Annotated in this window: 14 protein-coding genes; 5 read left to right on the plus strand and 9 right to left on the minus strand. The window is 57.0% G+C overall.

Going from position 1 to position 13,064, the window contains the following annotated elements; translation table 11 throughout:
• Nucleotides 1-235 precede the first annotated feature (235 nt).
• The 5 genes from LKK40_RS08225 to LKK40_RS08245 all read right to left on the minus strand — a co-directional run bounded on the left by LKK40_RS08225 (nucleotide 236) and on the right by LKK40_RS08245 (nucleotide 4,680).
• A complete protein-coding gene (locus LKK40_RS08225) occupies nucleotides 236-1,786 on the minus strand; it encodes a glycoside hydrolase family 30 protein (protein WP_304310223.1) in 1,551 nt (516 codons plus the stop codon).
• 790 nt (nucleotides 1,787-2,576) lie between these two features.
• A complete protein-coding gene (locus LKK40_RS08230; RefSeq protein WP_152581584.1) occupies nucleotides 2,577-2,966 on the minus strand; it encodes a Rid family detoxifying hydrolase in 390 nt (129 codons plus the stop codon).
• Nucleotides 2,967-3,346: 380 nt separating this feature from the next.
• The gene (locus LKK40_RS08235) at nucleotides 3,347-3,598 is read right to left on the minus strand and encodes a GlsB/YeaQ/YmgE family stress response membrane protein (RefSeq protein WP_434734875.1); all 252 of its coding nucleotides are present in this window, start codon (nucleotides 3,596-3,598) and stop codon (nucleotides 3,347-3,349) included.
• Between the two features lie 159 nt (nucleotides 3,599-3,757).
• Nucleotides 3,758-4,357 (minus strand): GNAT family N-acetyltransferase, encoded by a 600-nt coding sequence (locus tag LKK40_RS08240; RefSeq protein ID WP_304310224.1) that lies wholly within the window; start codon nucleotides 4,355-4,357, stop codon nucleotides 3,758-3,760.
• Nucleotides 4,358-4,377: 20 nt separating this feature from the next.
• The gene (locus tag LKK40_RS08245) at nucleotides 4,378-4,680 is read right to left on the minus strand and encodes a hypothetical protein (RefSeq protein ID WP_304310225.1); all 303 of its coding nucleotides are present in this window, start codon (nucleotides 4,678-4,680) and stop codon (nucleotides 4,378-4,380) included.
• Between the two features lie 327 nt (nucleotides 4,681-5,007).
• Between LKK40_RS08245 and LKK40_RS08250 the strand changes: the two genes are divergently transcribed.
• Nucleotides 5,008-5,628 (plus strand): HutD/Ves family protein, encoded by a 621-nt coding sequence (locus LKK40_RS08250; protein ID WP_304310226.1) that lies wholly within the window; start codon nucleotides 5,008-5,010, stop codon nucleotides 5,626-5,628.
• 145 nt (nucleotides 5,629-5,773) lie between these two features.
• Here LKK40_RS08250 and LKK40_RS08255 read toward each other — a convergent pair whose 3' ends face one another.
• The gene (locus LKK40_RS08255; RefSeq protein ID WP_304310227.1) at nucleotides 5,774-6,688 is read right to left on the minus strand and encodes a DMT family transporter; all 915 of its coding nucleotides are present in this window, start codon (nucleotides 6,686-6,688) and stop codon (nucleotides 5,774-5,776) included.
• 88 nt (nucleotides 6,689-6,776) lie between these two features.
• Between LKK40_RS08255 and LKK40_RS08260 the strand changes: the two genes are divergently transcribed.
• Complete coding sequence (locus LKK40_RS08260) at nucleotides 6,777-7,652, plus strand: LysR family transcriptional regulator (RefSeq protein ID WP_304310228.1); 876 nt, start codon at nucleotides 6,777-6,779, stop codon at nucleotides 7,650-7,652.
• Between the two features lie 90 nt (nucleotides 7,653-7,742).
• Here the strand turns inward: LKK40_RS08260 and LKK40_RS08265 are convergent, their stop codons facing one another.
• Complete coding sequence (locus tag LKK40_RS08265) at nucleotides 7,743-8,066, minus strand: hypothetical protein (protein WP_304310229.1); 324 nt, start codon at nucleotides 8,064-8,066, stop codon at nucleotides 7,743-7,745.
• Between the two features lie 378 nt (nucleotides 8,067-8,444).
• Here LKK40_RS08265 and LKK40_RS08270 point away from each other — a divergent pair, with 378 nt between their 5' ends.
• Nucleotides 8,445-8,867: a MarR family winged helix-turn-helix transcriptional regulator gene (locus LKK40_RS08270; RefSeq protein WP_304310230.1), complete on the plus strand. Its 423-nt coding sequence runs from the start codon at nucleotides 8,445-8,447 to the stop codon at nucleotides 8,865-8,867.
• A gap of 75 nt (nucleotides 8,868-8,942) precedes the next feature.
• Nucleotides 8,943-10,127 carry an MFS transporter gene (locus LKK40_RS08275; RefSeq protein WP_304310231.1) on the plus strand — a complete coding sequence of 395 codons (1,185 nt, stop codon included), beginning with the start codon at nucleotides 8,943-8,945 and terminating at the stop codon, nucleotides 10,125-10,127.
• 89 nt (nucleotides 10,128-10,216) lie between these two features.
• Here LKK40_RS08275 and LKK40_RS08280 read toward each other — a convergent pair whose 3' ends face one another.
• A complete protein-coding gene (locus tag LKK40_RS08280; protein ID WP_304310232.1) occupies nucleotides 10,217-11,440 on the minus strand; it encodes a trans-sulfuration enzyme family protein in 1,224 nt (407 codons plus the stop codon).
• 38 nt (nucleotides 11,441-11,478) lie between these two features.
• On the opposite strand from LKK40_RS08280, the gene LKK40_RS08285 reads away from it, so the two are divergent.
• Nucleotides 11,479-12,324, plus strand: a complete 846-nt coding sequence (locus tag LKK40_RS08285; RefSeq protein ID WP_304310233.1) for an IclR family transcriptional regulator — start codon at nucleotides 11,479-11,481, stop codon at nucleotides 12,322-12,324.
• On the opposite strand, the gene LKK40_RS08290 is transcribed toward LKK40_RS08285, so the two are convergent.
• On the minus strand, nucleotides 12,265-13,056 hold the full coding sequence (locus LKK40_RS08290) for an IclR family transcriptional regulator (RefSeq protein ID WP_304310234.1): 792 nt from the start codon (nucleotides 13,054-13,056) through the stop codon (nucleotides 12,265-12,267). The genes LKK40_RS08285 and LKK40_RS08290 overlap by 60 nt on opposite strands.
• Between the last annotated feature and the right edge of the window lie 8 nt (nucleotides 13,057-13,064).

Raw genomic sequence — 13,064 nt, forward strand, 5'->3', positions numbered from 1 at the left:
AGTGTAGCTAATACGGCGACAGCGGAGTTCTTTCACGTTTTTGGCTCACACTTTTTTGCACCCGAGGAAAAAGTGTGAGCCAATCGCACACACCACATGGTAGCTTTTATCTGCACAAATGTTAGAATAGCAACGTTTACCACTCAGCAAAAACGAACAACGAATGTTCGTTTGACTCACACTTTTTCGAGCATGCCCAAAAAGTGTGAGCCGCATTGCGGAACACCGCCAAACCTCAGCGCCCCCACACCAGTGTGCTCAGCGAGCGCGGGGGCAGTTCGACCGGCCACAGCTCGTCTCCGTCCTGCACAGCGATGCGGCACGGGACTGCGTCGCCGTTATTGACCACAAGCACCAGATGATTGCTCGGCGTAAGAAAAGCCACATGCTGCACGTCGGGCATATCGCGCGAAGCAGCACTGCCTACGCACTGCGAGCCAACTGGCACGAAACGGCCGAAATGGCCGATCACGTAGTAATCCGCATTCTTGGTGACCGCGCCGCTTGCGCGATCAATCGTGAGTAGCCCGCGGTTTTGCGAGTGCTGGCGGTCATGGCGCAGATAGTAGTAATCCGGGCCGCCGCTCGTGTCCAGCGCGACGTTCCACAGCACCACGCATTGCGCCCAGTTGCGCAGCATCGCGATGACGCGGCTGCTCATGCGCAGCAAGGCCGCCTCCCAATTGCGCGGCCCCCAGTCGCCTCCCGAAGCCTCGGTAACCCAGATGCCTTTGCTCGGCCAGCGCTCGTGAATCCGGCTCATCGTGGATGACGCCCCGCCGTAGTAATGCCACGCCGACCCGGCCACGGCCCGCAAGGCATCGTCGTGTGCGTAGAGCCTTTTCACGAACGCGCCGTCGGGATAGCGCTCGGTCGAATAGTTGTGATCCCAGCACATGATATTGACCTCGTCCAAGCCCTCGGCATGCAGCTCAGGCGCGAGATAATCGGCAATGAACACGGCCTGCTCCTCGGGGCTCATCGCCATTGAAGGCCATACCGCCTGCGCATTATCCGGCTCGTTGACTGGCGTGAGGCCGAACACATCGAGACCATAATCGCGGTACAGCCGCACGAATGCCGCCAGATAGCAGGCGTAGGCATCGTAATACGACCGTCGCAAACGCCCGGTGCGGTGTGGCCAAGCCCAGCGCCGGCCCAAGACGCTAAAATTCGTTTTCATCCACCACGGAGCGCTCCACGGCGAAGCGATGATGCGCAGGCCTTGTCGCTGCTGCTGCCCTGCGTCTCGCTGCGCGTCTCGTGTTGCAGCCCGCGCTGCTGTCCGTATCTCTGTCTGCACCACTGTCGGACTGGCACCTTGCCGCGCATCCTGTCGCCCATTCTCCTGTTCCACGCCACGTTCCATGCCTCGCAATGATGCAGCCTGAGCCGCCTTGAGCATCGGCAGAATCCGCTGCTCTTCCGGACCGAATTGCAGCGAGCGCAGCCGTCTGTCAGGCCATCGGCGCACGAATGAGTATGGCCGCGTCACATGGTCGGAAGGCCCAATCGGCTGGCGCAGCATCGACAGCCCGATGCCCTCAACCGGGTCGAACAGATCGCGAATCATCTGGTCTGGGTCACTGACCGCATGCGACCACAAGTCAGCGGTTGCCTCAGTTATCGACGCTCCGAAGCCATCAATCCGCTGCCGAAGATTCGCAGTATCCACCACGATTCGGGGCAACGAATCCACCGGTGCCCAAGCTGTTGCTGTTGCCGATTCGGCCGATGACCTCTCAGATACCGGCGCGGCCTCCCCCGGCACTTCAACTTCCTCCATGCAGTGCAGCAGGCACGAGTCATCGTCTTTAGCCTGAGTAACAACCATCCGCATGCCATTCATAGCCCAAGCATACGAACGCACGCCTACAGTGTGCGTGCGCCCACACTACGTGAATCCCTTGCCCGTCATTCGGTCTTCATCTATTAAGCAGATTGCAGTGCAAAGGTGCCTTTGTGCGGTTTCACCGAACGTTGCCGCATTCCGAAAACTGGCGGAATTCCAAGAATTTCGTGAAGGGCGATACGAACCTATAGTCGGTGGCTACTTTCGCATGTGCTGAATAGCCGAAAAAAGTGCTTAATAAACGTAACTGCATGGCAGTTGGTTGCGGATGGCCGCGTTTGCTACGATATTTCCTGATGGTTTTCATGGGGAACTCGAATATTCATCTGGATTTCCTACTTGAATGCGGCTTCGGGACGTAAAAGACCATATTGCTGCGTTTATTAAGCACTTTTTTCGGCTATTAAGCACTTCGCAAAGTAGATGACGAAATTCGCTAACACCATTTCGGCGGAATATCGCCATTCTTGAGTCCCGACTACTGTGCGCCACTGCACGCTGGACAGCGCAATCCGCCCAAATGTGCTTAATAAATTTTCAAAGAGGCTGCAGCGCATACAAATCACAGATCGTACAAGCCAACAGAGGCTTTTTGCGTTGCGACGTGGCGAAGGCCGTACTCCTAACAAACCGTATGACCTTCATACACCTACACCGCAACGTAGAACAGCCTAGATACCAGACGACGCCAAGCGAGAGCGCCTAAGCGGCCTTCCCCAAAAAATCACGCAATCGCGATGGCGTCAATCTCGACTAGCGCACCCTTGGGAATCGAGTTGCCGCCGAAGGCGACGCGGGCGGGCTTGACCGCGCCGGTGAAGCACTGCGCGTATTGCTTGTCGACCTCCGAGAAGTCCTCGACGTTGGCGAGATATATCGTGGCGCGCACGACGCGGCTGACGTCCGAGCCGGCTTCCTTCAATATGGCGGCGATGTTCTTCAACGACTGCGTGGCCTGTTCGGCGGCGCTCGCGCCTGCCAGTTCGCCCGTGGCGGGGTCGATGCCGAGCTGGCCCGAGACGAATACGAATCCGTTGGCCTTCACCGCCTGGCTATATGCCCCCAAGGCGGCTGGCGCGGATGCGGTCGCTACTGCTTCGATGGCGTCACTCATGTGCTGTTTCCTCGTTTCCTTCGATGAATCCTCAACGTATATGTGTGCCGCGCGGCCCGAGTGGGCTGGTGGGCACTGTGTTCTGAACGCTGTGTTCTGAGCACTGCGCCCTGAACGCTGTGTTCTGGACACAATGACCAATATAGACGCCTGATGTCACCGAAGGCATACTAGGCAGAAGCCAAGTGCCATGAACCCCAAGCTCATGCAAATAAAAACACCGCAGGCCCCCGCCCATAAGGACCATAAGGACCATAAGGACAGAGACCTGCGATGTACAAGACGAGCAAACGACTATATTCGTTCAACAGTCGACATTCAATAATTGCCATCCACCGATTGGCGTTCAACAGTCGGCATTCAGCTGCCGATAATCACGCCTATTTATTGACCTTGCCTACAATGAACGAGACAATCAGCACGATAATCACCGCGCCTACTATGGCAGGGATAATCGCTATTCCAGCCGCCTGCGGACCCCAAGAACCAAGAAGCGCTTGGCCGAGGGACGAACCCACAAGGCCGGCAACGATATTCGCAATCCAACCCATCGACTTGCCCTTGCTGGTGATGGCTCCTGCGATAGCACCAATGATGGCTCCTACAATGAGCACCCATATCCAATGCAACATGATCAGACCTGCTTTCTCTCAATGGCGTAACTGCTTGTGACGCTTGCAATTTTACCCGAGGGCAGAAGCTCGTGCGGGTCCGTTCTTAGCGAAAAACCCGGCTGCAAGTTGCGCATCGTCCGCACAGTGCATCCATCTGCACAACGCACCATCCGCACATCACCTCGCGGCACGCCACTGCGCTGCGGCTATCAGCCGCACCACGCCGTCATGGTATTCGTCAATCAGCGGGAAGTAATCGCGCTTCGTCGTGCACACGACCTTCATTCCGCACTTTTCCATGACGCGCCCGGACTGCGGATTCGCCGCGTAATGGCCGCCCCACACGGCATCGGCATGCAGCGTGTCGAAGGCAAATGCAAGCACCGCGTTCAGCGCCTCGGGCATGTAGCCCTTGCCCCAGAATGGCCGGCCAATCCAATAGCCCAGTTCCTTCGCATTGTGCAACGCCCCGCCATACTTCGCCACGAGCTCGGCAGCGGCGGCGATCGGATCGGCAATGTAATGGCTGACCGGCTTCAGCGCGATGCTGCCGACCGGCTCGCCGCAATCCTTGATGGTGATGGCCCAATTCCCGTCGACCGCAAGAACATTCTTGATAACGGACATGCTGTCTTCGACGCTCGTATGCGGCGGCCACCCGCAGCGCGGCCCGATTTCGGGGTCGCTGGCATAACGGAACAGCGACTCGGTCTCGGCCCGGTCATCGGTTTTCCAAGGGCGCAACAGCAAGCGCTCGGTTTCGATTGTGCTATTCATGCCCGCATCCTATCGCAAACTCAAGCAACTGGAACGTGCACACGGTATTCGAAGGTCCATGCGACGCGGGCATGCTCACAAGCCAAGGCGAACCTCGGCGATGTGGGATCCATGAGATTGCACAGTTTCGCCCAATCGTCGTCGTCCAATGCGGCCCGGGCGGATGCACCGTGGAAGCACGCGAAGTCCTGCAGCACATATTCCTGCACCGGATTTCCCGCGCTGTCAGGCGTCGAGGCCACTTCGGCTAGTCGCGAGTGATCGATGAGCTGAAGTTTTTCGCGGACATCCATCAAGGTGGGGAGCTGCGGTTCATCGGCCATGCTGCCGTCCTTTTCGCTGGGTCTCGTGGCTTTCGTGCGCTGCATTGCGCTGCATTGCGTTGTTTCGTGATATTGTACTATGCCGCCTCAGGCCTGTTCGCCGCCATAATGCTGTCATACTGCTGCCATGATTGGCTGTGCAGCGCGGAGACGGCTTGCTCGATTCGTCATAGTCGCGCTGTCCATGTCCAGACAGACCATGTAGCCATATTTCCAGCCAAAGGCATGCTGGTAACAATGCTGATGACGCAGGCAATGCCACCGAAATCAGACCGCAAGCAAACGCTACCAAACCGCTACCAAACCGCAATGCATAGGAGCCCAACCATGACGACGACAGTGCTGCACCACGACGACTACGCGCAGTCGCGCTGGAAGAACGGGCTCGGCGTCACGCGCACAGTCGACATCGCACCGGAAAGTGCCGACTTCGACACCTTCGCATGGCGGGTGAGCATGGCGGATGTCGGCGATCCGACGCCGTTCTCGCCGCTTCCCGGCGTTGACCGCTGGCTCATGCCCATCGCCGGATCGGGATTCGAGCTCACCATCAACGGCGCGTCATACCGCCCTGCGCGGGGCGAAGTCGTGCGCTTCTCCGGCGATGACGAGGCTGCAGGCGGCGCGTCTGGCTCTGGGTCGCGCGACCTCAATCTTATGGTGCGACGCCCCACGCCGCTGCCGACCTGCGCACACTTGCGATTGCAGCAAACGCACCACTCGCCGCCCGCACGCTTGCGGCGCATGGCGGTACCGTGCTGGCTATCCTGCTCGACGGCGATGCCGAGGTCGCCGGTGCCAAGCTGTCCACATTCGACGCCGTACGCCTCGGCGAGGATGCGTGCGAAACCTTTGAGACCGCCGCAGGCTGCCTGCTCGCCGTCGTCTCGCTGGCAGGCCGCTAGCGCATCTGTCGCATCCGCCGAATCCACTGTATCCGCCGACTGAGTTGCAGCGAGTTGAGGGCGGGGAGATACGGTTGCGGAACCGTGCAAATCGTATGGCATCACGACATTTTGCCTCGCCATCTATGGCGCAACTATACCGAAAACGGTAGCGTCGCGCCGTCGCGCCTCCCTTTGCTCGCCTATCGCTACCGGCTGCAGGCAATGGCTATCAACACGGCTGCCGTTCCTGCGATGTGGTGGAACGCGATGGGCTCGTGCAGGATGATGGCCCCTAGGGCGATTCCCACGAGCGGCGTCAGATAGGTGACCTGCGAGGCACGCAATGATCCCCATCGCGCGGTGATGTCGGTGTTCCACAGATAGCCGAGGCCGGTGGAAAACACGCCAAGTATGAGTATTGCGATGATTGTTGACACGCTGAGCCGATGGATTGAGTCGAATGCGCCGTTCCATGGCGAGATTGCCGCGGTCAGAGCTGCGGCGATAAGCAGCTGCACAGCGGTGAGTCCAACGGGATCGCGCGCCGCGCCGGTCGGCACGAGAAAACGACGCATCCACACGTATGCGCACCCATAGCAGCATGTGGCAGCGAGGCATGCCAACGCTGCGAGCCAGAACCGGGGACTACCGGCTACCACCGTCAGCCGTTCTCCGCCGGGCTGCTTTTCCCACGGTGCCAGCACCAGAATAATTCCGGTCGCACCAAGCAGGACGCCTCCTATCTGCCTGGCGGTAAGGCGCTCGCTGTGTAATGCGATCGCGCCGACGATAAGCGTCATCAACGGCGTGGTCGCGTTGAGTACTGCGGAAAGGCTGGACGGGAGAAACTGCCCGGCCCAAGAGTAGAGCGCGACCGGAAGCACGAACATGAACACCGCGATGACCGCGAGATGCTTGAAGATATTCGCGTCCCGAGGCCAAGGACGATGCGTCACCAGCATGACAGCGGTCAGCGTCGCCGCGCCGAGCGCCAGACGACACAGCCCCACTTGAGCCGGGTTGAGTCCTCGCAGACTGATCTTGATCAGCAGAAAACTCGCGCCCCACAGCAGCCCGAGCAGGCTGAACAATACGACCGTAGGCGTTTTATGGTTCTTCACATGCTTCATGTTCCTCATGTGCTTCAGATTGCGCGTATTATTGACATGAATCAAATCAATCGAATTCACCTAAACATGAAGGACGCTCATGGCAGTCACGCTTGCACAGCTCCGCGCGCTCGTTGCCGTGCATGATTTCGAGGGCTTCGCCGCAGCAGCGGATGAAATGGGAGTCTCCCAGTCGGCGGTTTCACATGCCATCACTGCGTTGGAGGCCGAGCTTGATGCGACATTGGTCATTCGTAGGCCGGCAATCGCACTCACCGCGCTTGGCTCCGAGCTCCTTCCTCACGCGCGTTCGGCGCTTTCCTCCGCTGACGCCCTCGTGGCTACAGCGGCACGCGCGGCAGGCAATCTCACCGGGACAGTGCGATTAGCAGCCCCGTCTACGGTCTGCTTCGGATTGCTGCCGAAGCTTCTCGCCGATTGGCAGCAGGCGTTTCCATCCATCACGATAAGCGTCTTCGAGGGCGACGACCCGGAACTGGTCGAATGGCTTGACGACGGCGCTGCGGATGCCGCCATCCTCGTCAATCCGAGTCATATCCCCACCGGAGCCGTGACGGTCGGCAAAGACCGCTATTGCGCCGTCCTGCGCGACGACCACCCGCTGGCCGCAGCCGAGAGCGTCATCGCCCGTGATCTCCTTGACGACCCGATTCTGATTTCCGGCGGCGGATGCGGCCCCGAAGTCACCGCGATGTTCCGAGCTGTAGACCCTCGTTTCGTTCCTGCGCAACGGGTGTATGACAATGCCGCACTGCTCAACTTCGTCGCGGCCGGGTTGGGCGTGACGGTTTTCCCCTCGATTGGCATGGGCATGCTTGCGCCCAATACCCGAATGGTTCCCCTCGCCCCGGCCAAGGAGCGAAAGCTGATCTTCAGCGGGCCGTCGAACCGCCCTTGGAGCCCACTCGTTCAAGTCCTCATCAACACCGTCACGCCTTCTTTCGCCAAACTGTAAGAAGGCGGCAACAAATGAATGCACTCTCCTGGCAAATGACGAGGAGTCCCCGCACACATAGCTAAGCGTGGCTTTCGGACGGAAGAACCATCATCGAATCGCGAGATTGAGCGCCTTGTCGATACGCTGATTGACGGAATCAAAGCGTTGATTGACGGCGATGAACTCATTGCTGAATTTAGCATCCATAGCCCGTATCTCGCTGCTGTTCCCGTCAATGCGTTTGCCAAGATTGGTCTCAGCGCTGTCGATGCGAGCAGTGAGGTTCTTTTCAACACCGTCGATACGGAGGTTCGTGTCATCGATGCGCTTGGCAAGGCTTCGGTTGCCGGTTAGGACGATCCTAGCCAAGGCTGCGCCGATGGCGAGGATTGCCGCGAGGGTGGGGATGCTGCTGATGAGGAGCGTGTTCATGGCCGGGTTCCTTTCGTATGCCTTCAAGCATAGGTGATAGTTGCTACCTACGCTATCGGCCGGGTTCTCAGTCATACAAGCGAAAAAGGGTTATGTGGTCGAACGCTCGGACTTATCCACACCGTCGGCGTGTCGCAAGTAACACAATGTGGACAACTCGCTCGGACGGACACACCTTTACATATCTGACCCACAATTGCCTCATATGCTTCGGCATCTCAACATGACAAAAGTACACCAAAAAAATAGATTACTTTTGACACGCCAACATTCCGCTGAAGCGATTCCCCGACTAGCGAAGCCACTTCCAAATACTTAATATCCACCAATTTTTCTGCACAGTTTGACATTACTTTGACATCAAAGTATATTGTAAGCATGCAGATAGATAACACCATCTTCCTCATGGGCAGAATCAGCGAGAAGTCGAATAGATACCTCACGCAGGAGATGGGCAAAATCGGCTTGGCCGGCTTGGCACCTTCCCATGGGGACGTTATCGCCAATCTATTCAAATATCAGGAAATTTCGATGAGCCAGCTTTCCAGCGCCATCTTCCGCGACCCCTCGACGGTTACGGCGTTGGTGAACAAGCTCAAACAGCGAGGCTTCGTGCAAACCCGCAAGGACGAAGAAGACAGCCGCGTCACCATCGTCTCCCTCACCGATAGCGGCAAGGCGCTCGAACCGCATTTCCAAGCGATCTCCCGCGACCTGTACGACATCGAATATCAAGGGGTGACGGATGAAGAAAGGAAGACCCTGCAATGCCTTTTGGCAAAGATCAATAGCAATTTCTAATTTTTTTAACTAAATGCTTTGATATCAAAGCATAATTCCTGAGTCAGTTGTATTTCACCACTGGAAGGATTTTCCATGCACAAGCAAGTACCCATCATCGCAGCGCTGTTCCTCGTTTTCTTTCTGATCGGATGCGATACCTTCGTCATCTCCCCGCTCATCCCCGGCATCACCGCAGACCTCCATATTGCCGCCGGGAGCGGCGGCTACATGGTTTCGGCATATTCGCTGTTCTATGTAATCTTTACCTTTGCCTTGGGGCCGCTTTCGGATCGCGTCGGACGAAAACCGATGATCGCCATTGGCATGGCGGTGTTTGCGGCGTCATCCTTGATTACTGGCATTGCCGGGAGCTTCGCCGTCATCTTGGCTGCGAGGTGCGCCACCGGCGTCGGGGCCGCATTCGCTGCCCCGAACATATGGGCGTTCATCGGGGATTACTTCGATCAAGCCATACGCGCCAAGGTGACGGCAGCGGTGTCATCGGCGTTGTCGCTCGGTTTAATCATCGGCGTCCCGATCGGAACACTGATAGAGCAGAAACTGGACTGGCAGGAATGCTTTTACGCACTGGCCGCATTCGCCTTGGCAGCGACTATCACGATCCTGTTGCTGCTTCCCAACAGCAACGACCCCCAACAAACGGTTGCAATAACGGCAAAGGAATATCGGACGATTCTCGCCCAACCGCAGATCATCTACAGCTACATAACGACCTTCCTCATCAATTTCGCGAATTTCGGATTGTACACTTTTTTGGGTTACTGGCTGCATCAGCAAGCACAACAGCAGCTGCAACCGCATCAAACCGCAATGCCCGTAGGCATCATATTCATTCTGGCGGGAATCGGAAATCTGGCCGGAGTACTGCTGAGCGGTGCGTTGAGCAGCAAAGTTCCATCAAAAAAGCTGGCAACCGTCATGACACTGATATTGGCCGTTTCGTTCGTGACATTGCCGTTGCGGAAGGCGTATATAGCCCTTACGATTACGGACATAGTCATCTGGATGATGGCAGGCGGCGCGGCTTTTTCCGCGATGCAGTCCTTCGTCACGCAAATCAGCCACAAGGGCAGAGGAACCGTTCTCGCCATGAACAACGGATTCATGTGGATGGGAACCGCGGCTGGCTCAGCCGCAGTTTCAATCATCATCGGGCACTGGAATTTCCCGGTTGCCGCCTATGTCTGCGCCTGTCTGGCTGCCTTCGCATCGTTTATTCTCAGGTTCAAGCTCAAAGACAACGGCGACATTCGATAAATTCCTCGGCCGCGCAATCAAGCTATGAGAAAGGACGACTTCTACTCTTTGCTACAGCGATCACGACAACCACAGATTTGAATGAATGACTATACGGGGAAAGTCTCGTCGAGCGCCCCGGAGATATCAGTCACAAGGTCGCCCGCATCTTCCAAGCCGACCGAAATCCTGAGGTGGCCATATGTGCGGAACGGCTCAGGATAGGCCTTGACTTGCGCCCCTTTGATTCCCGTATAGACTATCAGCGAGTGATCTTCTCCAAGTGAGAACGCTGAGGTAATCAGCCGAAGTTTGGAAACGAATCGATTCTGCGCGTCGTGGTCTCCACGGACGGCGAATGCAATGGTGCCGCCGAGATTCCCAGCACCGAACTGCCGAACAGCCAGATCATGCTGGGGATGGGAAGCCAGACCCGGGTAATAGACATATTGGATGCGCTCATCCTGCTCAAGAAACTCCGCTATGGCTTGGGCGGAGTCGTAGCATTGCCTCAAACGCAGCGGAAGAGTGACCGATCCGCGCTGAATCTGCCAAGCATTGAATGGGGAAATGATGCCTCCCACGTCAACCATGGCATCTGCCTTTATCGGATCAACCAATTCCTCGGACCCAATCACCGCACCACCCGTGGCATCGCCATGACCATTGATGTACTTCGTCAGGGAATGCACAACAAGGTCAGCTCCATGTTCGAGCGGGCGGAAAAGCGGCGGCGGCGTGAACGTCGAGTCGACCATGAGTATCGCATCATATTCGTGCACGATTTTTGCAATGGCATCGATATCGGCGACCTTCGTGGTCGGATTGGCTATGGCTTCAGTACACACCAGTTTCGTGTTGGAACGCATTGCGGCACGCAGCGCATCAAGGTCGGTGATGTCAACAAATGTGGCTTCGATGCCGTAACGCTGCGGCAGCAGCTCGGACCATAGCCGCCAAGTTGATTCATAGACGACATCGCTTACGACGACATGATCGCCGGCGCGAACATGGGTGAAGAAAACCGAGTGCAGAGCCGCAACTCCCGAGGCCAGCGCCACAGCCTCCTCACCATGTTCCAAAGCTGCAAGCTTCTCTTCAAGCGCGACCTGATTATAGCCACTGTTGCGTGTGTAGAGGCTTGGATCTGTGGCGGACCAGCTGATTTCGCTAGGATCCTCCGGAAGCTCATAGGCGTTTGCCATGACAAGTGACGTGCGTATCGCCTTGGTGCTATCGATGAGAACACCACCGTGCACAGCGAGACTGAGTTCGCAAAGGGTTCGGGGCAGGTGCCGGTCAGGACGAGGGACGGCTGGATCGTTTTGTTTCATGACCACAAGCATATATCGTGCATTATTAACATATTGTAATGTTTTTATTACACAGTTTATTGAACGAGTCTGCGAAGTACAATAAAAAAATGATGAACCGTACAAGCATGGGACGCGGCATGGAAGTGCTTCAGGCACTTGCAGCAGCAAGCCGAACCAGTGAATCACCTTGGAAAGTCAGCCAACTCGCTCGATGCATGGGCAGAGAACGTTCTCAGGTTTCAAGGGTTCTTTCCCGGTCGGCGTCCAGCGGAATAGTCGAAGTCAACAGGCAGGGGTACCGACTATGCGTGAGCACCTACGCAACAGCCCAGGCGCTCACCGAGCAACGCCTGCGCGGGGACGGTCTCACCGTCCTTGAGCAGCTGTCGCGCACAGTGGGAGAATCCTGTTTCTTAGGCGAACTCTATGCAGACAGCACAATAACCGTCGTTGAATGTATCGCCGGCAATACAGACTTGTTCGCTTCATGGCTCGGCCGCGCCTACCCCGCGTTCAACAGCGATGCCGGCCAAGCCACGCTCTGGGACGCCAGCGACGAGGAAATACGCGATGTTTTCTCGCATACCCAGTTCGGCAACGGCGGACCTCGCGCAGCCAAAGACGTTGAAGAGTTTATTGAACGGTTGAAGAAGGCTCGCGAACGCGGCTATGCAATCATCGACGAAGAAGCCGAGGCCGGGCTGCTGTCCGTCGCGGCTCCGGTATTCGACTTCCGAGGCGAGAATATCGCCGCTCTCCAAATCGTGGGCGAACGGACACGTCTCGCCGACCGAATCAGCCTTCTGGGAGAAAGCTGTGCACATGCAGCAGCGGAACTCAGCTCACTGCTTGGCTGGGTCGCGGCTCCGACCGGCGATGTCCCCCAGCCGGTGCGCAAGTAAAGGCAGCTCGCGCGCCAGTCCGTCTCTAGCTTCTGCATCTTCGATGCGGCACGCCGCACTAACCGAGGCAATGACATCATGGTTGACACATATAGGAGATGCAAGTTCAACCACGCCATATTCAAATTCCTCAACGGCTTCGACGATGCCTCGGCTGCGATCGCATCGAACCCTGTTCGCAACCTCCGTGCTCGATTTTACGGCGTTGGGACCACCGATTCCGATAAAACGGCTGTCTTTGAGAAGATCCACAATCTCGTCGTCGTTCATTTCCCAGAGTAGGGCGCGACCTCCGCCCGTACTCCAAATCGGAGTGACCATTCCCGGCCGGATTGCTGAATCAGGAGCGCCCAGCCCCGATTCGAATCGCAAAAGAACGGCCAATGAACCATCCGCCGCAAGTATCCGCAAGCTTGCCTTATAGCGAGAGGCAAGGCCCCTCAGCTCTTGTCGCGAAGCACGCAGCCAAGCATCCTGTCGCGAAGCGCCCAATGCAAAATAACCCGGACCGGCACGAAGTCTTCCATCCGAGGCCTTTTCTAGCATCCCAAGTTCAAGAAGCTCTTGCGTCAATCGAGATGCACGGCTCTTCTCTATACCGGTCAAATCGGCAAGTCTGGAAACACTCAGCCCCAATCGACCACTGCGTTCATGCCTCACAACCGCGTCGATCAGCGCAACACCCTGACCAAAAGAAGAAACTTCTCCCGGTTTACGTTCTGAGGCATTCACAAGTGCAA

It is taken from the genome of Bifidobacterium tibiigranuli (assembly GCF_022655035.1).
GTDB lineage: Bacteria > Actinomycetota > Actinomycetes > Actinomycetales > Bifidobacteriaceae > Bifidobacterium > Bifidobacterium tibiigranuli_A.